Source organism: Alishewanella sp. HH-ZS, assembly GCF_001704375.1.
GTDB classification, from domain to species: domain Bacteria; phylum Pseudomonadota; class Gammaproteobacteria; order Enterobacterales; family Alteromonadaceae; genus Alishewanella; species Alishewanella aestuarii.
Genome location: NZ_LZEJ01000002.1, coordinates 56,194 through 79,513, shown reverse-complemented (window position 1 = coordinate 79,513; position 23,320 = coordinate 56,194). Strand labels below are relative to the sequence as shown.

At 54.1% G+C, this 23,320-nt stretch carries 19 protein-coding genes and 1 riboswitch; of the genes, 9 read left to right on the top strand and 10 right to left on the bottom strand.

Annotated elements, in window-relative coordinates:
* Window positions 1–14 precede the first annotated feature (14 nt).
* From moaE to A9165_RS17175, 7 genes are all read right to left on the bottom strand, one after another.
* Window positions 15–464 carry a molybdopterin synthase catalytic subunit MoaE gene (moaE, locus tag A9165_RS01570; RefSeq protein ID WP_065954679.1) on the bottom strand — a complete coding sequence of 150 codons (450 nt, stop codon included), beginning with the start codon at window positions 462–464 and terminating at the stop codon, window positions 15–17.
* A 1-nt stretch (window position 465) separates the two neighbouring features.
* Window positions 466–717: a MoaD/ThiS family protein gene (locus A9165_RS01565; protein ID WP_065954678.1), complete on the bottom strand. Its 252-nt coding sequence runs from the start codon at window positions 715–717 to the stop codon at window positions 466–468.
* On the bottom strand, window positions 710–1,231 hold the full coding sequence (moaC, locus tag A9165_RS01560; RefSeq protein ID WP_057786777.1) for a cyclic pyranopterin monophosphate synthase MoaC: 522 nt from the start codon (window positions 1,229–1,231) through the stop codon (window positions 710–712). The genes A9165_RS01565 and moaC overlap by 8 nt, the downstream gene beginning before the upstream one ends.
* Window positions 1,228–1,779, bottom strand: a complete 552-nt coding sequence (locus tag A9165_RS01555) for a molybdenum cofactor synthesis domain-containing protein (protein ID WP_057786780.1) — start codon at window positions 1,777–1,779, stop codon at window positions 1,228–1,230. The genes moaC and A9165_RS01555 overlap by 4 nt, the downstream gene beginning before the upstream one ends.
* Complete coding sequence (locus tag A9165_RS01550) at window positions 1,772–2,341, bottom strand: molybdenum cofactor guanylyltransferase (RefSeq protein WP_065954677.1); 570 nt, start codon at window positions 2,339–2,341, stop codon at window positions 1,772–1,774. Before A9165_RS01550 ends, A9165_RS01555 begins: the two co-directional genes overlap by 8 nt.
* Before the next feature lie 35 nt (window positions 2,342–2,376).
* Window positions 2,377–3,348, bottom strand: a complete 972-nt coding sequence (gene moaA / locus A9165_RS01545; RefSeq protein ID WP_057786784.1) for a GTP 3',8-cyclase MoaA — start codon at window positions 3,346–3,348, stop codon at window positions 2,377–2,379.
* A riboswitch (molybdenum cofactor riboswitch) is annotated at window positions 3,341–3,477 on the bottom strand. Its footprint overlaps the gene before it by 8 nt.
* A 70-nt stretch (window positions 3,478–3,547) precedes the next feature.
* Complete coding sequence (locus A9165_RS17175; protein WP_057786786.1) at window positions 3,548–6,076, bottom strand: EAL domain-containing protein; 2,529 nt, start codon at window positions 6,074–6,076, stop codon at window positions 3,548–3,550.
* A 220-nt stretch (window positions 6,077–6,296) separates the two neighbouring features.
* Here A9165_RS17175 and yegQ point away from each other — a divergent pair, with 220 nt between their 5' ends.
* The 3 genes from yegQ to A9165_RS01530 all read left to right on the top strand — a co-directional run bounded on the left by yegQ (window position 6,297) and on the right by A9165_RS01530 (window position 9,672).
* Window positions 6,297–7,613, top strand: coding sequence for a tRNA 5-hydroxyuridine modification protein YegQ (gene yegQ, locus A9165_RS01535; RefSeq protein ID WP_065954676.1), 1,317 nt, complete (start codon window positions 6,297–6,299; stop codon window positions 7,611–7,613).
* Window position 7,614: 1 nt separating this feature from the next.
* Window positions 7,615–7,806, top strand: a complete 192-nt coding sequence (locus A9165_RS16550; RefSeq protein WP_083216207.1) for a YfhL family 4Fe-4S dicluster ferredoxin — start codon at window positions 7,615–7,617, stop codon at window positions 7,804–7,806.
* Window positions 7,807–7,875: 69 nt separating this feature from the next.
* Window positions 7,876–9,672, top strand: a complete 1,797-nt coding sequence (locus tag A9165_RS01530; protein WP_065954675.1) for a sensor domain-containing phosphodiesterase — start codon at window positions 7,876–7,878, stop codon at window positions 9,670–9,672.
* A gap of 24 nt (window positions 9,673–9,696) precedes the next feature.
* Here A9165_RS01530 and A9165_RS01525 read toward each other — a convergent pair whose 3' ends face one another.
* Window positions 9,697–10,536 (bottom strand): LysR family transcriptional regulator, encoded by an 840-nt coding sequence (locus A9165_RS01525; protein ID WP_065954674.1) that lies wholly within the window; start codon window positions 10,534–10,536, stop codon window positions 9,697–9,699.
* Window positions 10,537–10,685: 149 nt separating this feature from the next.
* Here A9165_RS01525 and A9165_RS01520 point away from each other — a divergent pair, with 149 nt between their 5' ends.
* The 5 genes from A9165_RS01520 to A9165_RS01500 all read left to right on the top strand — a co-directional run bounded on the left by A9165_RS01520 (window position 10,686) and on the right by A9165_RS01500 (window position 19,511).
* On the top strand, window positions 10,686–11,861 hold the full coding sequence (locus tag A9165_RS01520; protein WP_065954673.1) for an acyl-CoA dehydrogenase: 1,176 nt from the start codon (window positions 10,686–10,688) through the stop codon (window positions 11,859–11,861).
* Between the two features lie 13 nt (window positions 11,862–11,874).
* Complete coding sequence (locus A9165_RS01515; protein WP_065954672.1) at window positions 11,875–14,076, top strand: thiamine pyrophosphate-dependent enzyme; 2,202 nt, start codon at window positions 11,875–11,877, stop codon at window positions 14,074–14,076.
* Window positions 14,073–15,107: an ACP S-malonyltransferase gene (locus tag A9165_RS01510; RefSeq protein ID WP_065954671.1), complete on the top strand. Its 1,035-nt coding sequence runs from the start codon at window positions 14,073–14,075 to the stop codon at window positions 15,105–15,107. The genes A9165_RS01515 and A9165_RS01510 overlap by 4 nt, the downstream gene beginning before the upstream one ends.
* 174 nt (window positions 15,108–15,281) lie before the next feature.
* Window positions 15,282–16,412, top strand: coding sequence for an efflux RND transporter periplasmic adaptor subunit (locus A9165_RS01505; protein ID WP_065954670.1), 1,131 nt, complete (start codon window positions 15,282–15,284; stop codon window positions 16,410–16,412).
* A 3-nt stretch (window positions 16,413–16,415) separates the two neighbouring features.
* Window positions 16,416–19,511 (top strand): efflux RND transporter permease subunit, encoded by a 3,096-nt coding sequence (locus tag A9165_RS01500; protein ID WP_065954669.1) that lies wholly within the window; start codon window positions 16,416–16,418, stop codon window positions 19,509–19,511.
* A gap of 64 nt (window positions 19,512–19,575) precedes the next feature.
* Here A9165_RS01500 and A9165_RS01495 read toward each other — a convergent pair whose 3' ends face one another.
* Both A9165_RS01495 and A9165_RS01490 read right to left on the bottom strand, forming a co-directional pair.
* The gene (locus A9165_RS01495; RefSeq protein ID WP_008950948.1) at window positions 19,576–20,193 is read right to left on the bottom strand and encodes a TetR family transcriptional regulator; all 618 of its coding nucleotides are present in this window, start codon (window positions 20,191–20,193) and stop codon (window positions 19,576–19,578) included.
* A gap of 86 nt (window positions 20,194–20,279) precedes the next feature.
* Window positions 20,280–21,671: a Na+/H+ antiporter NhaC family protein gene (locus A9165_RS01490; protein ID WP_065954668.1), complete on the bottom strand. Its 1,392-nt coding sequence runs from the start codon at window positions 21,669–21,671 to the stop codon at window positions 20,280–20,282.
* Between the two features lie 225 nt (window positions 21,672–21,896).
* Here A9165_RS01490 and A9165_RS01485 point away from each other — a divergent pair, with 225 nt between their 5' ends.
* Window positions 21,897–23,303, top strand: coding sequence for a M14 family zinc carboxypeptidase (locus A9165_RS01485; protein ID WP_008609356.1), 1,407 nt, complete (start codon window positions 21,897–21,899; stop codon window positions 23,301–23,303).
* Window positions 23,304–23,320: the final 17 nt, after the last annotated feature.

Genomic DNA, 23,320 nt, shown 5'->3' with positions numbered 1-23,320 from the left:
TTTTAGCATACAGCTTATTGCCAGCGCTTTAATGCGGCCTGATCGCTGACTTTCGCTGCAACCCAGTATTCGCCGCTGGACGTGTGTTCTTTTTTCCAGAACGGTGCGCGGTTTTTCAGGTAATCCATAATAAATTCGCCAGCCGCAAAGCCTGCGGCCCGATGCGCACTGGCGACGCCGACAAACACGATTTGCTCGTTGGGTAACAGGGTGCCGACCCGATGGATAATGGTAACCGCGCCCAGTTGCCAGCGCTGCTGTGCCTCGGTTGCGATCTGGGTTAACGCCTGCTCGGTCATGCCCGGATAATGTTCCAGTGTCATGCTTAGCAGCTCTGCCTCTGCCAACTCCCTTACCAGACCCGTAAAAGTGACGACGGCGCCGCAGCGGGCATCTTGCCGCAGCAGCTCGTATTCGCTGGCAACCGAAAAGTCCTGTTGTTGTACCTGTATTCGCAGCGTCATGCTAGCCTCCGGTCACCGGCGGAAAGAAGGCCAGTTCATCGCAGGCAGCAACCGGGTGTGATAAATCGACCAATTGTTGGTTAACGGCACACAGCAGCTCGGCGTTGGCTAGATGTTGCTGCCAGTGCGCAGATTGACTGGCGAGTTTGTTCAGCACCTCGCGCGCGGTCAGGTGCTGCCCAGTGATATCCAGTGTGGTGCTGGCGCAAGCTAAACGTTCGCGCAGCGCGGCAAAAAACAAAATTTTAAGCATCGGCGCTCTCCCATGCAGATTGGTTCTGCTGCAACTCAGGTTGATATTGATAGTGACCGGATTTACCGCCGGTTTTTTCCAGCAAACGTAAATCGCTAATGGTCATTGTTTTATCTACCGCTTTACACATATCGTAAATCGTCAAGGCGGCGACACTGGCGGCGGTCAGGGCTTCCATCTCGACACCGGTACTGCCGCTAAGCTGACAGCAGGCTTCGATACGGATCTGACCGGCGGCCGCATCCAGCTGAAAATCGACACTGACTTTGCTTAACAGCAGCGGATGACAGAGCGGGATCAGGTCGCTGGTTTTTTTGGCCGCCATAATGCCGGCAATGCGCGCAGTGGCCAGCACATCGCCTTTTTTTAGCAGTGCCTGTTCAATCAGCAGAATTACCTCGGGGCGGGTTTGCACCAGGGCGCCGGCGCGGGCCAGGCGTTGGCTGTCGGCTTTAGTGCTAATATCAACCATCGCCGCCGCACCTTGTTGATCGAGATGGGTTAGGGTATTCATGCGCCGGTCTCCGCAGTAGTACAGCCGCTGGCCGGGCTGTTTTTCAGGTGTGGAATAAAATTACAGGGGCCGGTATGGCCATCCAGCTGTGGCAAAATCAGTTGTTGCATCGCCAGGGTGCAGGCGGAGCCTGAGCCCGGCATCGCAAATACTAAGGTGCCATTAGCCAGCCCAGCTAAAGCGCCGGATTGCATTGCCGCCGAGCTGAGTTGCTGCCAGGATAATTGCCGGAACAGCTCGCCAAAGCCCGGTACCGTTTGATCCAATAACGGTGTGACAGCAGCAACGGTGCAATTATCGGCGGCGTAACCGGTACCGCCATTAATCAGAATAGCCTGTACCTCAGCACTGGCGATCCAGCGGCTGAGCAGGGCGCGCAGCTGATAGAGGTTATTCGGCAGTACCGCACGCTCTACCAGTTGATGACCGGCCTGAGTTAACAGCTGACACAGCAGATCGCCGCTGCTGTCATTTTCCGCTGTACGGCTGTCGGAGACGGTCAATACCGCCAGTTGTAGCGGATAAAATTGCCGGGCAATTTTAGTCATGACATGGTTCCTCCAAAACGGCAGCCTGCAGCAGTGCGCTCAGGCACTGCTGCCACTCTGCCGGGGTATTGGTATTAAATAGTTCAGCCGCGGGCGCCGGACGTACTGTGCAGTGCAGTTTTGCCAGCAGTGCTTTAACTGAGCGTTCACCGGCATCCAGTTGCTGTTCGATCAGGAGCGCCAGCTTGGGGGCGGGGCGCAGCGCCAGTGGCAGCGGCCAATCGCGAAAGCAAACTGCTTGTTCGTTGTCGCCGGGCATTAATAGTTGCAGGCTGCTGGCGCTAAGCAGCGGTAAATCAATCGGCAGTACCAGCAACACCGGCTCCGTACAGTAAGGCAGGGCGGCAGCGATACCGGCCAGCGGTCCCTGACCAGGCCGGAGATCCTGAATATAAGTGGTGCCGGGCTGATTGCGGCTAAGCAGAATTTGCCTGGCGCCGGCTTGCAGTGCCAGTTGCTGCATATGTTGTAGCAAGCTGAGCTTACCCAGGCGCAGCTCGGCTTTATCCTGTCCCATACGACGGGATTGGCCTCCGGCTAAAATCAGGGCGCTAAATGACATCAGTTACTCCGCTAGTCTAGTGTCAAAAACGCGTGTTAGCCGCCAATTTGCGCTAAATGCCGGGTGCTGCCACTGTGCTGCTGTTGCAGTTGATGGCTCTCGGCTTTACCGGCTACTGCTTGCTGCAGAAAGCGCTCCAAGGGCGCACTGTGCTCACTTTGCAGTAAGCTGCGTAGATCCTGATAGCTGTCGGTAAACAGGCACAGATATAACTGGCCTTTGCTGGACACCCGCAGGCGATTGCAATCGGCACAGAAATCTTTGCTGTAGGGCATAATCAGGCCTATGCGGCCCTGATAGTGCGGATGAGCATATTCCAGCGCCGGGCCATCACTCAGGCCTTTTGGCAGTAACTGCCAGCCTTGGGTTTCCAACTGCTGCTGAATGCTGGCGCCGCTTAAATGCTGTCGCTGATAGAAGTTGAGGTTGTCATTGGTGCGCATCAGCTCGATAAAGCGCAGCGACACGTCCTGCTGTTTTACAAAACTAAGAAAATCCGGCAACGCCAACGCATTATGCTGCTTTAACAGCACCGTATTGATTTTGACTTGCTGAATGCCAACGGCTTTGGCTGTGGCGACACCGGCCAGGATGTCGGCCAGTTTGTCCTGGCCTGTAACCAGATGAAAGGTTGCCGCGTCCAGGCTATCGATACTGACATTAACTGCATCCAACCCTGCAGCTTGCCAGGCGGCGGCATCACGTTTTAAGCGATAACCATTAGTCGTCAGGGCGACTTTTTCGATGCCGGGTACGGCCTTACAGGTGGCGATAATTTCCGTTAAATCTTTACGGAGCGAAGGTTCACCACCGGTGATCCGCACTTTGCGGGTGCCGAGGCGGGCAAAGGCAGTAACCAGGCGGCGGATTTCCGGCAGTGTCAGCTCGCCGGCCCGGGAGTCGCAATCAGTGCCATCGGGCAGGCAGTAAGTGCAGCGAAAGTTACAGCTTTCGGTTACGGAGAGCCGTAAATAGGTAAAACGGCGCTGATACGCATCAATAAGCATACTAATGACACCTTTCCAGGTTGGGAGGTGAGGCCGTTTCCCGCCACACCCGGTGGTATTATTACCACGGCACACCGTTCATACCTGCAGGCAGGGTTAGAGCCGGTGGCTTCGGCGTTGTGTAGTAAGCTTAAAGTAGTGAAGCAGCTTTTGTTATTGCCATGAAGGAGCGTTTGGCTACCCCTTTGGGGGTAGCGGATTAGCTTGCCGCGAGCTGGCTGCTCTGCGCTAGTAATGGTGCCAGCTCTGTCGCCGGCACCGCCGGTGAAACCAGAAAGCCCTGACCGGTGTCGCAGCCGGCCGCCAGCAGAAAGTCGCGCTGCGCCTGCTGCTCGATACCCTCGGCAATGACTTCTAAGCCCAATGCCTTGGCCATAGCGATAATGGCCAGGGTGATCTGACTATCACTTTCACTTTGCGGTAAATCGCGGATAAAGCTGCGATCAATTTTTAGCGCATCCAGCGGTAAGCGGCGCAGATAAGATAATGACGAGTAGCCGGTACCAAAGTCATCAATCGACAGCCGCAAGCCCAGGGCTTTGAGTTCCGTCAATACACTTAAGGTATAGTCGGCGTGCTCCGGAATTAAGCAGCTTTCGGTTAGCTCCAGCTCCAGCAGGGACGCGTTGATATCACTTTGCTGCAAAATTGCCCGTAGCCGGGGCAGAAAATCGCTTTCAGCCAGCTGTAATGCCGAAATATTAACTGCCACCGGCAGCGCCCGCTCACCCCAGCGCCTCAGTTGATGACAAACCTGACGTAATACCTGTTCGCCCAATTGATGAATTAGCCCAAGTTTTTCCGCCAGTGGAATAAACAGCGCTGGTGAAATCATCCCCAGCTCCGCATCCTGCCAGCGCACCAGCGCTTCCAGGCCGATAATATCGCCACTCTGTAACGCAAATTTGGGCTGATAATAGACCTGTAGCAGTTGCTGACGCAGTGCCAGGCGCAGGGCTTGCTCCAGTTTTAGTTCTTCTTCATTTTGTAAGCCGCTACTGGCCTGATAAAAACTAAACTGATTACGGCCGGCACTTTTTGCCTGATACATGGCAACATCAGCATGTTTGACTAACAGCTCGGCATTATGACCATCTTTCGGATAAACGCTGATGCCAATACTGGTGGTTAAGAAAAACTCTTGTTCCAGCAACTGCACCGGCCGTTCAAACTGCGAAATCAGTCGCTGTGCCAGCCGCTCCAGCGATTTCACACAACTGACTTCCGGGATCAAAATAGTAAATTCATCACCACCAATACGCGCCACCGATTCTCCTTCGCGCACCGTGGCCTGTAAGCGCCTTGCTACTTCTTTTAATGCCTGATCGCCGGCCAGATGCCCCAGCGTATCGTTAATCCGTTTAAATAAATCTAAATCGAGAAACATCACCGCCAGCGTGTGTTGATGGCGATGGGCATTGGCCAGTGCCAGTTGTAGCCGATCGAAAAACATCCGCCGGTTCGCCAAGCCGGTAAGCTCATCCATATAGGCCAGTTGGTGAATTTTTTCTTCCTGCTGTTTGCGCTCGGTAATATCGCTAAAAATTGACGCATATTGCGTAATCTGGCCATCTTCGGCGCGAATGGCCGTAATGCTGAGCCACTGTGGATAAAGCTCGCCATTTTTACGCTTATTCCAGATTTCACCTTGCCAGTGGCCTTGCTCGAGCAGAGTCTGCCACATGCGGCGGTAAAAATCGGTAGTATGCAAACCGGAGCTGAGCAAGCGTGGGGTTTGACCCATTGCCTCTTCCTTGCTGTAGCCGGTCAGCTTAGTAAAGCTGGGATTCACCGACTGAATAAAGCCATGCTGATCGGTGATCATAATGCCGTCCATCGACGCATCAATCACTTTATGTGCCAGCCGTAAATAGTCGGCCGAAGTACGTAGTGCGTTATCGCGATCGCGTAGCTCCGTTTTTAGCTGTTCAATATAGGCATATTCAACATTGCGCAGAATGGCACTAAAAGACAGTAAACCACAAATATTGTCATCTTTGGTGACGCCAAGATGACGAATGCCATGCTCGGTTAACTGTTCTACCGCTTGCAGCAGCGTCAATTCCGGCGCTACCGTTAGTAGTGGTCGGCTGGCCAGCTCGCCTATTGATGACACGTCACAGTTCTCTGCCAGTAAACGCACCAAATCGCGTTCAGTGACCAACCCGTAATCATCAGCGCCAAAGCAAATAATGGCGGCGTCAGCGCGGTGATGGCGCATTTCCGCCACTGCTTCAGCCAAAGGCAAGGCGGCAGCCAAATGCAGCGGTGCCTTGTCAACACAGCTGCCAACGTCCCGAAAGCGCAGATAAAATTCAATTTTTTGCTGGCGGATAATATCGCTTTGCGTCAGTAACCCTATCGGCCGTTGTTGTGGGTCCACTACCAGCAAGCGGCGGATATTATGATTCAGCATTAAACTGGCTGCACCGCTAACCCGGGTCAAACCACTGGCACTGATCACCGGTGATGACATCACTGAGCCAACCTTGATCTCTGACGGTTTGCTGCCGGCAAAGTCTAGTTTCCGGGTGTCAGCTTCGGACCAGATGCCAGTGATCTGACCTTGCTCTTCTACCAAAATACAGCTGACGCCATGGCTGCGCATCAGCTTTGCCGCTTGTTGCAGGCTGGTTTGTGGCGGGCAGGTTAGCAAGGGCTTTTTAATCAGCTCAGCGATGGTCGGCTCGGCGTCGGTATTTTCAGTACCTAATAACAGCTCAGACATAGATTGCTCAATGTAGCAGTAAGATGGCGGTAGTATAAAAGTATCAGTTTAAGGGTTATTGATCTGGAACAAGGCTGCTTAAGAAGTGAACACAGAGATTGGACTGACCAGTATATGAAGAAAGAGTGATTTAGTCAGCTGGTGAAGCTTGCGCTGGATCAATGCAAGGTGAAAATAGCCGGTTAAAATCGGCGCCCTGATCCTGACTGAGACCCTATTGATGTTTAAACCTGAACTCTTATCACCCGCCGGCAGTTTAAAAGCAATGCGGCTGGCCTTTGCCTATGGTGCCGATGCCGTTTATGCCGGCCAGCCACGTTACAGCTTGCGGGTACGCAATAATGAGTTTGATTTAGCGGCGCTGGAGACAGGGATCAACGAAGCCCATGCCTTGGGTAAGCGCTTTTATGTGGTCGTGAATATCGCACCACATAATAGCAAGTTGACCACCTTTGTCCGCGATATGCAGCCGGTGGTGGCGTTAAAGCCGGATGCGCTGATTGTGTCTGATCCTGGCGTGATTTATTTGCTGCGGCAGCATTTTCCGGAGCAGCCGCTACATTTATCGGTGCAGGCCAATACTGTTAACTGGGCGGCGGTAAAGTTCTGGCAAACGCAGGGGGTGGAGCGGGTGATTCTGTCACGCGAATTATCTGTCGAGGAAATTGCTGAAATCCGCCGTGAAGTGCCGGAAATGGAGCTGGAGGTCTTTGTGCATGGCGCGCTCTGTATGGCCTATTCCGGGCGTTGTTTGCTCTCGGGTTATATCAATAAGCGGGATCCGAATCAGGGCACCTGTACTAACTCCTGCCGCTGGCCCTATCAGGTGCATGCCGCAGTAGAAGATGAGGTCGGGCAATTTAAGCCGATCAGTACCCCGGCGCTGCTGGAAGAGCAAGGGCGGCCCGGTGAACTGATGACCATCGACGAAGATCTGCATGGCACCTATATTCTGAACTCAAAAGACTTACGCGCGGTTGAGCATGTGCAGGCGTTAACCGCTATGGGCGTGCATTCCCTGAAAATTGAGGGCCGCACCAAGTCACCTTATTATGTTGCCCGTACCGCTCAGGTGTATCGCAAGGCGATTGATGATGCGGTGGCCGGCAAGGCTTTTGATAGCAAGCTGTTAAGTGAATTGCAAGGCATGGCTAATCGTGGTTTTACGGAGGGCTTTTTACGTCGCCATAAGCCACAGGAGACGCAAAATTATGCTACCAGTCACAGCGTGGGTGAGCAGTTACTGGTTGGCGAGTTTATTGGTGAGCAAGATAGCGAGGGCTTTGCGTTACTTGAGGTGAAAAACCAATTTGCGGTTGGTGATCAGCTGATTTTAATGACGCCACGGGGCAATCAGCCGTTCCGACTTGAAGCATTGCGTAATCAGCAGGATCAGGATCTGCTGCTTGCGCCCGGTGCCTGTTATCAGCTAAAGGTAAAGCTGCCGGCACAGGTTCTATTGCAGCATGCGATGTTGCTAAAACAGCTACCCGTTACTAGTGCGGCAGCAGCCGGTTTAGCAACAGAGATTGTCTGAGATGACGGCCGTTATCGAGGTAAGTTGCATTAATTGCGATATGTGTGTGCCGGAGTGTCCAAACGAGGCCATTAGCATGGGGCCGTTGCATTATCAGGTGGAACCATCGCGCTGCACCGAGTGCGTTGGGTTTTACGACAAACCGACCTGTATTGAAGTTTGCCCGATTGATTGCATCGAAATAGTCAGTTAACACTGTGCTTGCATTGGTGTAGTGCGATGTCTAATATGTGGTAATCAACAGGCAGCAGTTAGCCAAACCATGCAAGCACGCTTTAGTACCGAGGAAATTTTCCGGCAATTAGCCGATGTGTTAACACAGAGCGGCTATCCGGATTTTTTACCCACCTTGGTACAGCGGCTGGCCGAAATTCTTGACGTTGAATACTGCCTGATTGCCGAAGCCTCAGCGACCTCAACCGAAGCCCGCACCATAGCGCTGTGGGGCCAGGGCCAACTGCTCGATAATATCACCTACCCGCTGAAAGGCACGCCCTGCGAAACCGTGCCGGAGCGCGAGCCCTGTTTGTATCAGCAGGGCGTATGTCAGGCGTTTCCGGACGATAAGTTGCTGGTAGACCTGGGGGTTGAAAGTTACCTTGGCATGCCTATTCTGAATACCAGTGGCCAAAAGCTGGGTATCTTAAGCATTATGGCGGCCAAGGCTTTGCCGCGGCCGGATATCAGCCGTGAGGTATTGCGTATCGCTGCAGCTCAGGTCGGTGCCGAGCTGGAGCGCAGCCAGAGTGAGCGCTTTATTCGCAAACTTACCTATCGTGATGCGGTCACCCAGTTGCCAAATCGTGCCCATTTGCTGGAAAAGTTGCAAAATTGGCCGAGAGTCGATGGCAACAGAGCCGGTTTGGGCATAGCGCTGATTGATATCAGCCGGTTTAAGGAATTAAACGATCTCTTTAGTTTTAAAGTGGGCGATGAAATCCTGACTGCTGCCGCCAAGCGGATGCGCGATGATTTACCAGAGAGCTGCTACCTGGCGCGCTATTCTGCCGATCAATTTGCGCTCTTAAGCCCGGTGTATTCAGTCCGTGAGCTGGAGCAACTGTGCCGGCAGGTACAAAAGCTGTTTATGTGGCCCTTTCATTGTGCCGGCAGAGATTTCGCGCTGAATGTGAATCTGGGCTGCGCCCTGGTCACTGCCGAAGAGCTGAATGGCCCGGAATTGCTGCGTTTTGCCAGTATTGCACTGGCCGAGGCAAAAAGCAGTGGTAGTGGCTTAAAGGTGTTCGAGCCTTCAATGAGCCAGGCGCTTAGCGAACGGCAAAAGGTATTAGAAAAGTTTATGCTGGCGCTACGCAGTGGTAAGCTCAGTTTAAACTATCAACCACAACTGGATTTGGCGAGCGGCCAGTTGTCAGGCGCAGAAGCACTCTGCCGTTGGTACGACGATGAATGGGGTTGGGTCAGTCCGGATACCTTTATTCCGCTGGCCGAAGAGCGTGGCCTGATGCCGGAGTTGGGAAATTGGGTAATGCAAACTGCCTGCCGACAGCTGAATCTGTGGCAGCAAAAAGGCTATCGTTTGCCGGGCCGGTTATCGGTCAACGTCTCGGCCCGCCAGCTCGATAATGAGCAATTAGTCAGTGACTTTGCAGTCTGTAGCAGCGGTATTGCGCCCACCCAGATTGAACTGGAAGTGACAGAATCGTTGATTATGCGTAATCCGGAGCAGTCACTGCGGCAAATGGCCGAGCTGGAAGCGATGGGCTTTAGCTGGGCCATTGATGATTTTGGTACTGGCTACTCTTCGCTGGCTTATCTGACCCGTTTTCGTGCCTCCACGCTAAAGATTGACCGAGCCTTTATCAATAATATCCCCGGTGATCACCATCATAATATGGTGGTAAAAACCATTCTGGCGATGGCAAAAAGTCTGGATATGCTGACCATTGCCGAAGGGGTGGAAACGGCAGAGCAGGCGGCTTATCTGTTGCAACTCGGCTGTGCCCGTGCACAGGGCTACCATTTTGGTAAACCGGTACCGGCCGATCAGTTTGCTGAGCGTTGGTTAAAGCCTCTTGCTGCAAAGACCACTGCTTAACGCCTTACCGAAGTTAAGTTATTTTTAAAGCGCACTACTCTGGCTACAAAGCTGCTGCAGTACCGGCAAGGCCGGATGGGCGTTGTCACTGCGATAGGCCAGGGCAATGGTGCGCTCCAGCTGCAGGCCGGCAATCGGTTTTAACGCCACATCACTACGCTGCAGTAAGCTGTCAAAATCCGGTACCAGCGCACACCCCACGCCGGCCGACACCAGGCCCAGCGCATACTCTATGGTTTGAATATCAGCACGGATCGCCGGCTGAATATTGCGCCGGCTTAGCTGCGGATACAGTAGATCCCAGGCATCACAGGGCGTACGTTTAATCAGTGGCAGGTCCTGAAAATCGTCCAGCGTCAGCTGCGATTGCAGGCTGAGCGGCCAGGCCGGTGGCAATGCCAATAAATAGCGGTCGCGCCAGATCGGTTGTAATACCTCCCCCCCTTGTTGCTGCGCCGGGGTAATAATCCGTGCGTCGCAAGGCGCATCCGGCTCGACCAGGTGCAGCTCCAGCCCCGGTACCTGCTGGCTAAACTCACGCAGCAGCGCACTCATTCGTTCGACGCCTAAGGCGCGAATTAAACCGAGGCGAAAACGCACCTTCGCGGCCGGGGCCTGAAACGAGGCTTTTAGCGAGGCTAGCTGCGCCAGTAACTTACCGGCATGGCCATACAGCTTATCGCCTTCCTCCGTTGGCGTAACCCCTTTGGGCAGGCGCAGAAATAAACTCACTCCCAGCTCCTGCTCTAACTGCAACAGGGCCGCCGATAACGAAGGTTGGGCGACACAGCATTGGCGCGCCGCGGCGCTGATGCTGCGCTGTTCATAGACCGCAACAAAGTATTTGAGTTGGCGAATATCCATAGTTAAAAGCTATAGCATCTACAGAATTAATATATTTTAACTTTATATCAGGCCGCAGTAGAGTGAGCAACAGAGTAAGACGTTTTGGCGTTAACTGTCGGTTATTACAGCGAATGTCAGGCGTTTCCCATGACATAATGAGGTGTAAGATGGCGCGTCCACAATTTGATTGGCAAGATCCGTTTCAATTCTCCCAACTGTTAACCGAAGAAGAGCGGCTCATTCGTGATACCGCCCATCAGTATTGTCAGGAACGCTTACAAACCCGGGTGTTAATGGCCAACCGCGAAGAACATTTTCACCGTGAAATTATGAATGAGCTGGGCGAACTCGGCTTGCTTGGCGCGACCTTACCGGAAAAATATGGCTGCTCAGCTGTTAACTACGTCAGCTATGGCCTGGTCGCGCGCGAAGTGGAGCGGGTGGACAGCGGTTATCGCAGTGCCATGAGTGTGCAATCCTCGCTGGTGATGCATCCCATTCATGAATACGGTACCGAAGCACAGCGCATGAAATATCTGCCCAAGTTAGCGACCGGTGAGTGGGTCGGCTGCTTTGGTTTAACCGAACCGGATGCCGGCTCCGATCCGGCCAGTATGCGCACTACCGCCAAACGGATTGACGGCGGTTATCTGCTTAACGGCAGCAAGATGTGGATCACCAATAGCCCGATCGCCGATGTGTTTGTGGTTTGGGCTAAGCTGGACGGTGAAATTCGCGGCTTTGTGCTGGAAAAAGGCATGGCCGGTTTGTCGGCACCAAAAATTGAAGGCAAGTTCTCATTGCGCGCCTCCATTACCGGTGAAATCGTGATGGATAATGTCGCCGTGCCGGAAGAGGCTTTATTACCCAATGTCAGTGGCCTGAAAGGCCCCTTTGGCTGTTTGAACAAAGCCCGTTATGGCATTGCCTGGGGGGCGCTGGGTGCGGCCGAGTTCTGCTGGCATGCGGCGCGGCAATATACGCTGGATCGGATCCAGTTTGGCCGGCCACTGGCGCAAACCCAATTAGTACAAAAGAAACTGGCCGATATGCAAACCGAGATTAGCATTGGCTTACTGGCCTGCTTACAGGCTGGTCGCTTAATGGATGCCGGTTTGCTGCCACCCGAGACCATTTCGCTGATTAAACGTAATTCCTGTGGTAAGGCACTGGAGATTGCCCGCATCGCCCGCGATATGCACGGCGGTAATGGCATTGCCGATGAATACCATGTTATTCGCCATGTGATGAACCTCGAGGCGGTGAATACCTACGAAGGTACCCATGATGTGCATGCGCTGATTCTGGGCCGTGCCCAGACCGGCTTGCAAGCCTTTAGCTAAGCCGGAGGCCAGCATGACCGAAGCCTTGCACCCCTGGTTGCAGGGGTTTTTGGCGCGCATCGAACAAGGCGCCTTACCCACACCACACTGGCCGGACAGCCTGAGCGATAGCGATCTGTACCGGCTGTGGCACAGCCAGCTTTGTAGCCGGCTGCTGGATTTACAGTCGCGCTTACTGCAAGCCAAAGGCCAAAGTTTTTATACCATTGGCAGTGCGGGCCATGAGGCTAATGCTGCGGTGGCCGCTGCGCTGCGCCTGAGCGATCCGGCATTTTTACATTACCGTAGCGGCGCCTTTTTTATTGAGCGTAGCAAGCAGCTATCTGGCAGTACGCCGCTGTACGATATGTTATTGTCGTTTTGTGCTTCCAGTGAAGACCCGATCTCCGGCGGCCGGCATAAGGTGCTGGGTAGCCTGGCACTGAATATTCCGCCGCAAACCAGTACCATTGCTTCGCAATTACCGAAAGCGGTCGGCACTGCCTTTGCCATTGATCTTAGTAAGCGGCTTGGCCAGCCCGGTAACTGGCCGGAAGATGCGATAGTGGTTTGTAGCTTTGGTGATGCTTCGGCCAACCACTCGACGGCACAGGGCGCCATTAACTCAGCCTGTTGGGCGGCCTATCAGCATGTGCCGCTGCCGATTTTGCTGGTCTGTGAAGACAATGGCCTGGGGATTTCCACCCCGACACCGCAAGGCTGGATCGAACAAAGCCTGGCTGAGCGGCCAGAGCTGCGCTACTTTGCTGCTGATGGCAGTGATTTAGCCGAAACACTGCGCGTCGCCAAGGCGGCCGCACACTATGTCCGCAGCAAACGCGCACCGGCGCTGCTGCATCTATCGACGGTACGCTTATTTGGTCATGCCGGCGCCGATGCGGAAGTGGCCTATCGCAGCAAACAGCAAATTGAAACCGAGCTGGAGCAGGACCCGTTATTAGCCAGCAGCGGCATGCTACTCAGTCGTGGTATCTTATCGCAGGCCGCGCTGTTACAAAGTGTGCAGCAGTTGGCGGCGCAAATTGCCCGCGTGGCTGCTGTGGCCAGTAGCCGGCCCAAACTGACCAGCGCTGCCGCCGTAATGGCCTCGATTGCGCCGAGTTATCCCGCTTTACCGACACCGCCATTGCCGCTGCCAGCTGTGCGACAGGCGTTGTTTGCCTATGATCAGCATAACCTGGGTAAAGGCCAGCATTTAGCCAAGCTGTTAAACTGGGCGCTGCACGATCTCTTTGCGCAATATCCACAAACTCTGCTATTTGGCGAAGATGTCGGCAAAAAAGGCGGTGTTTATGGCGTATCACAGCATTTGGTCCATGCATTTGGCGCCAACAGGGTGATTAATACTCTGCTCGATGAGCAAAGTATTCTCGGGCTGGCGATTGGTCTGGCGCAGCAAGGCTTTTTGCCGATTCCGGAAATTCAGTTTCTGGCCTATGTGCATAATGCCGAGGATCAGATCCGTGGTGAAGCGGCAACGCTGCCGTTTTTCTCCAATGGCCAGTACCATAATGCGATGGTGATCCGCATAGCGGGTCTGGCCTATCAGCGCGGCTTTGGTGGTCACTTTCACAATGATAATTCCTTTGCTGTGTTTCGCGACATTCCGGGCATTATTCTGCTCTGTCCGTCTAACGGCGCTGATGCGGTGCTGCTGCTGCGCCAGGCGGTTCAGCTGGCCTACCAGCAAAAGCGATTGGTGATCCTGCTTGAGCCGATCGCGCTCTATATGACGCGGGATCTGCTAAACCCGGGCGATGGCTTATGGCTTTGCCAATACCCAGAGCCAGATCAGCCGTTGCCTGCGCTCGGCGAGCCGGCAGTGTATGGTGAGGGGGAGCAGCTGGCGGTCATTAGCTATGCCAATGGTTATTACTTAAGTCGCCAGGCGTTAGCGGAATTACCGCAGCAAACAGCGGACATCCGTTTACTTGACCTGCGCTGTCTGGTGCCGCTGCATATCGATGCCATTATTCAGGCGCTTGGCCCTTGTCGCAAAATTCTGCTGGTGGATGAATGCCGCCGGCGCGGTTCACTCAGCGAAGAGCTGTTTACACTGCTACATGAAGCGCGGCCCGGGTTGTATCAGATCCAGCGTATTACCGCTGAAGACAGCTTTATTCCACTGGGGGCAGCCGCCTATCAGGTACTGCCATCGAAAGCGCAAATCAGCGCTGCCATGCAGCAGTTACTCACTGCGGAGGTGTTAGTATGAGTGGTAAAAAAACCGCCGTCGTCGTTTGCCCCGGTCGTGGCAGCTATAACCGCACTGAGCTGGGCTATCTGAAGCAGGTCGCCGCCGACAGTAGCTGGCTTAAGCAATTTGATGCGGTGCGGGAGCAGCTCGGGTTAAGCACGGTAACGGCACTGGATCAGGCGCCGGCCTTTAGTAGTCGCGAGCATTTAAAAGCCGAGAATGCGGCAGCGCTGATTTATAGCTGTGGTATCGCTGATTTTGCGGCCATTGATCGCGAACATGTGGAGATCGTGGCGGTAACCGGCAATTCTATGGGTTGGTATACTGCGCTTGGCTGTGCCGGTGTCTGGCAGGGTGACAGTCAGATGCAGCTGGTCACCGGTATGGCGCAGCTGACGGCCGAGGCGGCCGGGGCGCAGTTTATCTATCCGCTGGTTAATAGCGACTGGCAGCCCGATGCCGCAAAGCAACGCGCTGTAGCAGAGCAGCTATGGCAACATCAGGGTGCGCTCTTTATGTCGATTGTGTATGGCGGTTATGCGGTGCTGGCCGGCACACAGCAGGCGGTGCATGCCGCGATGCAGGCCCTGCCGCCCTGTGATGAGCGTTTTCCGCTGTTATTACCCGGCCATGCCGCCTTTCATAGCCCCCTGATGCAACCGGCCTCAGATCAGGCGATGAGTCGCTTTGCCGAGCAACTGTTTCACCCACCGCAACTCCCGCTGATTGATGGCCGCGGCCAGATTTGGCCGGCTGGTTTAGCCCAGGCCGCGGCACTAAAAGCCTATACCCTTGGCGATCAGGTCTGTCAGACCTATCACTTTAGTAAGGCTATTGAGGTAGCAGTAAAAGAGTTTGCGCCGGATCACCTGATCTTACTGGGCCCTGGCAGTAGCCTTGGTAGCGCCGTCGCACAAAGTCTGATTGCGGTTAACTGGCACAACTGGCAAAGCAAAGCCGATTTTAGTCTGGCGCAGCAGGCAGAATCCCCCTTTGTCATTAGCATGGGATTGGCGGAGCAACGCCGCTTAGTCAGTTCATTGGCCTAAGGTCGTACAGCGGGTCAACAGACTCGCTGCTACACTTTATCCCGCACTTAACGCCATTAAACGCAGCACGGATTTTCTGCGCTTGAAAACATACAAGCCTGTATGTATATTGTTAAGCAAACCAGGGCAGGTAAAACCTACCATTGATTAATTCTTCCATCTGCAAGGGCAAGCATGCGGCAATTTCAAGTTATTCTGCGCAACAGCAGCGTTTTCGCGATCCTAATTGGCCTGTTAACTGGTTGCAGTGAACCGGCTCCGCAAGCGCTAACCGCTCCCGGGTTACCGGAGGTTGGGGTCTATCAGGTTCAATCGCAGTCATTAGCGCAAGTTACGGAATTACCCGGCCGTACCACCGACTTCCGACAGGCAGAAATCCGGCCGCAGGTCAGCGGTATTCTGCAAAAACGGCACTTTACAGAGGGCCAGCAGGTGGCTGCCGGTGAACTGTTATATCAGATTGATCCGGCGCCTTATCAGGCGGCACTTGCCACCGCAGAGGCTAATTTAAGCCGGGCACAGGCGGCAGCAACCAACGCTGAGCAGCGTCTGAAACGGTTACAGGGGCTGCTCGCTTCGCAAGTGGTCAGTCAGCAGGATGTCGATGATGCGCGCGCCACCTTATTGCAAGCTGCGGCCGAAGTGCAAGCCGCAACAGCGCAGCGGCAGGTGGCACAGATTAACCTGAACTACACCCGCATTACTGCGCCTATTGCCGGTCAAATTGGTCGCTCGCTGGTCACCGAGGGCGCGCTGTTAACGGCAAATCAGAGCGAAGTATTAGCTACTATCCGACAACTTGAGCCTATCTACGTTGATTTAACGCAATCAAGTAGTGAACTGCTGCAATTGCGGCGACAAATTCAGCATCACGGGCAGCAGATTGTCAGCGTAAGCCTGGAGCTGGAAGATGGTAGTCAATATCCGGCACAGGGCGAATTGCAGTTCTCCGAAGCTAGTGTCGATCCCAGCAGCGGTATGGTGACCTTAAGGGCAGTATTCCCCAATCCGGATGGGCTGCTATTACCCGGCATGTTTGTCCGCGCCAGTCTGGCACAGGCCGGGCAGACGAATGCGGTACTGGTACCGCAAGCGGCAGTAAAGCGTTTGCCTAAGGGTGCAACTCAGGTATTAGTGGTGAATAATCAGCAACAGGTTGAAGCCAGACAAGTTACCCTTGGCCGCAGTTATCAGCAGTACTGGGTAGTACAGGATGGGCTGGCCGCCGGTGAACGGGTAATCGTTGCCGGCCTGCAAAAAGTGCAGCCGGGTGCGCAGGTTAATGCTGTAGCGGTACAGGAGTAACAGATGGCGAATTTCTTTATTAGCCGGCCGATTTTTGCCTGGGTTATCGCCATCGTTATTATGCTGGCCGGTGCCTTGTCGATTATGCAGCTGCCGGTAGAGCAATACCCGCGTATTGCGCCGCCTGCGGTAACCATTTCTGCCAGCTATCCAGGTGCTTCGGCACAAACAGCAGAAGATGCGGTGACCCAGGTCATCGAGCAGTCGATGACCGGTTTAGATAACCTGATGTATATGTCGGCGCAAAGTGATTCGTCCGGCAATATCAGTTTAACTCTGACCTTTGAAACCGGTACCAACGCCGATATCGCGCAGGTGCAGGTACAAAACAAGTTACAGCAGGCTATTCCGTTACTGCCACAGGAAGTACAGCAACAAGGGGTGCGGGTCGCTAAATCCAATGGCGCCTTCTTGATGGTGGTGGCCTTTATCTCGGCTGACGGCAGTTTAAGCCGCGATGATATTGCCGACTATGTGGTCGCTAACGTGCGGGATCCGCTCAGCCGTACCCCGGGCGTCGGTAATGTCACGGTATTTGGTAGCCAGTATGCGATGCGGATTTGGCTGGATGCCGCTAAGTTAAACCAGTTTAATCTGACACCGGCTGATGTTACGGCGGCGGTGAGGGTGCAAAATAATCAGGTCACTGCCGGCCAGTTAGGCGGTGCACCGGCATTGCCCGGTCAGCAGTTTAATGCCCCAATATTGGCGCAAACCCGCTTAACCTCAGCCGAAGAATTTGCCGATATTCTGCTGCGGGTGAATGCTGATGGCTCCACCGTGAAACTTGGTGATGTGGCCCGGGTTGAGCTGGGTGGCGAGAACTACGCTGTCATGGGCCGTTTTAACGGTCAGGAAGCCACCGGTATTGCGATTGAGCTGGCCACCGGCGCTAACGCCCTTGATACGGCAGCAGCCGTGCGGCAGCGGTTGGAAGAGTTAAAACCTTACTTTCCGGCTGGCCTGGTCACCGAAATTCCGTATGACACTACGCCCTTTGTCGAAATTTCCATTACCTCAGTGGTACAAACCCTGATTGAAGCGGTGATCCTGGTATTCCTGGTGATGTATCTGTTCCTGCAGAATTTCCGCGCGACCCTGATCCCAACCCTGGCAGTGCCGGTGGTGTTACTCGGCACCTTTGGCGTGATGGCCGCCTTTGGCTTTTCGATTAATACCCTGACCATGTTTGGTATGGTGTTGGCCATCGGCTTGCTGGTTGATGATGCAATCGTGGTGGTGGAAAACGTTGAGCGGGTAATGACTGAAGAAGGTTTGCCACCGGAAGAAGCAACCCGTAAATCGATGGGGCAGATCACCGGCGCATTGATTGGCATTGGTCTGGTATTGTCGGCAGTTTTCGTGCCGATGGCGTTCTTTGGTGGCGCCACCGGCGCTATCTATAAGCAGTTCTCCATTACCATAGTGACGGCAATGGCGCTGTCGGTACTAGTAGCGTTGATCTTTACCCCGGCGCTGTGCGCGACCATGCTCAAAGCCGGCCATTTACCACCCAGTAAGGGGTTCTTCGGTTGGTTTAACCGCAACTTTGAACGCAGTAACAAAGGCTATCAGCGCGGCGTGGCTGGCATGTTACAGCGGCCCGGTCGCTCGATGCTGGTATATGGCGCCATTGTGGCCATTATGGCGGTAATGTTTATACGCTTACCTACCTCCTTCTTGCCGGAGGAAGATCAGGGCATTTTTCTTAGCATAGTGCAGTTACCTACAGGTGCCAGCCTGGAGCGCACCGAGGCGGTAATGGACAAAATCAGCCAACACTATCAGCAGGATCCGGCCGTTATTTCTGCCTTTACCGTCAGCGGCTTTAGTTTCGCCGGCCGGGGGCAGAACGTTGGTTTAGCCTTCGTACGGTTAAAAGACTGGTCAGAACGTGGGCCGGAAGATAGTGTGCAGGCAGTAATAGGGCGAGCCTACGGTTTTTTCAGCACCATTAAAGAGGCGCAGGTGTTTGCCTTTAACTTACCACCGATCTCAGAGTTAGGGCGGGCGACCGGTTTTAACCTGTACCTGCAGGACCGTGGTGGCCTTGGCCATGAAGCGCTGCTTAATGCCCGTAATCAGTTATTGGGCATGGCGGCAAAAGAGCCGACGTTAATGCAGGTGCGGCCAAATGGTATGGAAGATGCGGCCCAGTTACAAATTGACGTGGATCAGCTAAAAGCTCAGGCGTTGGGTGTATCGCTAAGTGAAATCAACCAAACGCTGGCTATTGGCTGGGGCTCGGCCTATATCAATGATTTCGTCGACCGCGGCCGGGTGAAAAAGGTCTATGTACAGGCCGATCCGGAATTCCGGATGACGCCGGAAGATCTGAACAAATGGTATGTCCGCAATAAGCAGGGCCAGATGGTGAACTTCAGCTCCTTTGCCAGCAGCCGTTGGGAGTATGGTCCGCAGCGTCTGGAACGCTATAACGGGGTCAGCGCCATGGAAATTCAGGGTGAGCCGGCGCCTGGCGTCAGCTCAGGCGATGCGATGGCGACCATGGCGCAACTGGTGCGGCAACTGCCGGCCGGTATCGACTTTGAATGGACTGCAACCTCGTATCAGGAAAAGCTGTCTGGTTCGCAGGCACCGGCCTTATATGCGCTGTCGATCCTGGTGGTCTTCCTCTGTCTGGCGGCGCTGTATGAGAGTTGGTCGGTGCCTTTCGCCGTTGTTCTGGTGGTACCGCTGGGGATTTTCGGTGCGCTCTGTGCCGCCTATTTGCGTGGTCTGGGCAATGATGTCTATTTTCAGGTCGGGTTATTAACCACTATGGGGCTGGCCTCGAAAAACGCCATTCTGATTGTCGAGTTTGCCCGCGAGCTGCAGCAACAGGGCCGTGAACTAAAAGCCGCCATTATCGAAGCTGTCCGCTTACGCTTAAGGCCCATTATTATGACGTCAATGGCGTTCTCATTAGGGGTACTGCCGTTGGTGATCAGTAGTGGCGCCGGCTCTGCCAGTCGCAATGCGATTGGTACCGGTGTACTCGGCGGTATGATCTCTGCGACTGTGTTGGCGGTGTTTCTGGTGCCGATATTTTACTACGTGGTGATGCGCTTCTTTGCGGCTAAGCCGCGTCTCGCGTAAAGCGTGTCACGACTTAAAGGTTTGTACCTTTGCCAGTCTGTTTAGCGGGAAGGATTCCCAGCTTTCAGACTGGCTTTTTTATGCCGTTTAGCATCAGATCGATAAAGGCCGCAGCCTGCTTCAGATCGCAGAAATCGGGTTTCAGCAGATATTTACGGATCAGACCACCCAGATAGGCATGAATGGCACAGGCCGCCAGATCAGGATCGACATCGGCTTGCAACATGCCAGCACTCCGGGCACGTTGTAAGGCGCGGCTGATAATGGCATTGGCTGTTTTGTCCAGCTCCTCCTGGCGCGACACCGCGGGATTTAGCTCATCAATATATTCACAGCGTAAGAATACGATCGATAAGACCCGGAAGTGTCGTTCACTGCTGCTGATCAACGTTAACGATTGGATCAGAAAATCGCGCAGTTGTGCCAGCGGATCGCCCTGCTGCAGCATATCGAGCTGGCCGAGCATTTGCTGAAAGGGCAGCCGGATCCGCTCCAGCATAGCGCTGAACAGTGCTGATTTATTCTCAAAATGCCAGTAAATAGCACCGCGGGTAACGCCGGCAGCGGCGGCAATTTTTTCCAGCGTGGTACGGGATACGCCATGCTGAAAAAACAACTGTTCAGCCGCATCCAGAATCAGTTCGCGGGTGGCTTCGGCTTCAGCTTTGGTTTTACGGGCCATAGACAGGACTTCTTGACTTTTTAACAACGGCCCCGGCAGTGTAGCACGTTGTCGTGGCGGACACTAATACCGGGGCGCGGCACAGCTTAGATCATCATCCAGCCGGTCAGGGTAAAGGCGAGCAGGGCCAGCAGACCACAAAACAGCGCATAAGGCAGCTGGGTTTTTACATGCTCCAGCAGATCACAGCCGGCAGCAACCGAGCTGACTGCGGTACTGTCGGAGATTGGCGAGCAGTGGTCGCCGAAAATGCCGCCGCTTAAAATGGCCGCTAACACCAACTGGGGTGGTAACTCCAGCAGGGTCACCATTGGCATACCAATGGGTACCAGGATCGCAAAGGTCCCCCAGCTGGTGCCGGTAGTGACGGAGATCAGTGAACCGGCCAGGAACAGCAATGCCGGGATCAGAAAATGCGGCACACTCTGATCAACCATGCCAGCGATCACGGCGCCGGTGCCCAGCATCTTTAAACTGGTACCCAGCGCCATTGACAGCAGTACTATGGTAACCACAGGTAATAGCTCTGAGATGCCTTTAAAACCGATATTCACCAACTGCTGGTGCTGAAAGCGCCGGCTAAACAGCATCATGCTATATGCTACCAGACACGCCAGCACAGTCGCATACAGCACCGATTTGGAACCTGAGCCTTGCACCAGATTACCGTTACCGGTTAGCAGCATAAAGGCGACCATCGAAAACACCAGTGTTAATAACGGCACCAACATATAAGACGGGTGACTGGCGGGGGTGTCAATTTCGGTATGATCGGCCAGCCGGTTTTGCTGTTTTTCGGCGCGGCGCAGTGGGCCATACACCTTACCGCTAATAATGGTGTACAGCACCACTGCCAGCGTAAACAGCGCATAAAAGTTCAGTGGAATAGTGCCCAGCAGTACAGACACAGCCGGCACCGATAATTCATAGGTGCTAAGCAGCCCCAGTACATAGGCGCCCCAGCCATTGAGCAAAATAATGATACAAATTGGCGAGCTGGTACTGTCGATAATATAAGCCAGCCGGGCCCGGCTCATGCCAAATTTATCAAACAGGCCACGGGTACTGATCCCCTTGGTCAGCGAGCTTAAATTCGATTCAATAAAGGTAAAGAAGCTGATGCCAAAGGTCAGCAAACCGGCCTGGCGTCCGGTGCGGGCTACCCCTTTGCGGATCAACAGCTCCACCGTCGCCGTTACGCCACCGGAATAGCGTAAATAGGCCAGTAAGCCGCCGACCAGCAACGAGAACATCAGAATACGGGCATTACCGGCATCCGCCGTAACCTCGACAATCCGCTCCAGAGTCTGGATACTGCCGTTTAACAGTAAACTGGCGCCCAGTCCCTGGCCCTGCTGGATAAAGATCAGCAATTCGGCAGTACAAAGCGACAACAACAGCGCCAGGATCACTTCCTTGCGCCACAACACCACGGCAATAGCGACGATTGCCGGTAACAGGGTAAGCCAGTCTGACACGAAATCCTCCGTTGGCGGGGTCGGTCTGCCTTATTTGCCGGGGTACTGAGCCGATAGTGGGGTAGGGTACCCTGGCGCTGACAGTTTCTTTTGTTAAGATTTTATACAGGGGAAACGACGGCGCTGCAAGGCTTGTCTGTCAGACATTTGGTGCTGCCAGGTTATTGTCTTTACAACCTTTTGTATTTGTGCCTGAATAAGTATTGCAGCGGCAAGGGGTTTATTATGAATAAATGGTTACTGATCTTACTCTGGGTGGCTGGCATGACGATGGCACAGGCAACGACACTTGAACATTATCAACCTTACCTGCAACCAGGCTTCGATAAGCCCAGATTGCAACTGGCTGATATTGAACCTTTAATTAAGCAGTATGCCAGCGATCCGGCAGTAACGGTGACCGAGCTGGGCCGCTCGGTGGAAAACCGGCCAATCTATTTACTTAAGCTCGGGCAAGGCAAAAAACGCGTGCTGGCCTGGTCGCAGATGCATGGCGATGAACATACCGCAACCGCTGCCTTATTTGATTTATTGCGCTATACGCTGGCACCAGAGCAACAGGCCTGGCGCGAGCAGTGGTTTTCCGAAATCACCCTGTATCTGGTGCCCATGCTGAACCCTGATGGTGCCGCCCGGAACAGCCGGGTCAATGCCCAGGGCATAGATATTAACCGTGATGCGCTGGCGCTACAGAGTCCGGAAGGCCGCCTGCTGATGCAGCTGGCGCGGCAAATCCAGCCAGATTATGGCTTTAACTTGCATGACCAGAACCGCTTTCATGCCGCCGGTGAGGCTCCGAACCCGGCAACCATTTCACTGCTGGCACCGGCCTATAACGCAGCTCGCGACATTAACGACAGCCGCCGGCGTGCGATGCAGCTGATTGCGCATATCAAACCCTGGTTGGATACTCAGATCCCGGAACATCTGGGCCGCTATAACGATACCTGGTCGCCACGCTCCTTTGGCGATACCTTTGCCGGTATGGGCATCAGTACGGTGTTAGTCGAGGCCGGAGGCCATCGTGCCGACGATAATCGCCAGGTGGCACGGCGGCTGAATTTCCAGTTGTATGTGGCCTGGTTAAATGCGATTGCCAGCGGCAGTTATCGTGCGGCCCCACTCAGTGATTATGAAGCGATCCCCTTTAACCGCAGTGGTGGCTTAAAAGATTTGATCCTGAAAAATCTGCAGGTCCGGGTTGCGGACACTGAGGCGGTGCTGGATATCGGCGTGAATTTTCATACCGAAGGCGATAGCTATGCCCGGATCCATGAGCTGGGCGATCTGAGTGGCTACGGCGCCTACCACCTGTTCGACGTGACGGGGCTGCGTTATCAGCAAGGCCGTGCCTATCCGCTGAGCGAGCCATTACTGTTGGACGATCAGCGTTATCAGCAGCTATTACGGCAAGGTTATACCCACTTTAGCGGTGACGCCAAATTGCTGCAGCGACAAACCCGGTTACCGGTACTGGTTAATCCGCTGCGGCCAACGCAAAGTTCGCCACAGTTGCGGCAAGGTGCGACCTTTTTACTACTGAATAGCCAGGGTGAGGTGGTTCAGGTACTGTTAAACGGCCAGCTGCTACACTTAGCCAACCTGGAATTAAAGAATCCTCTGGGGACCTAGGGCGTTAACTAGCCAAA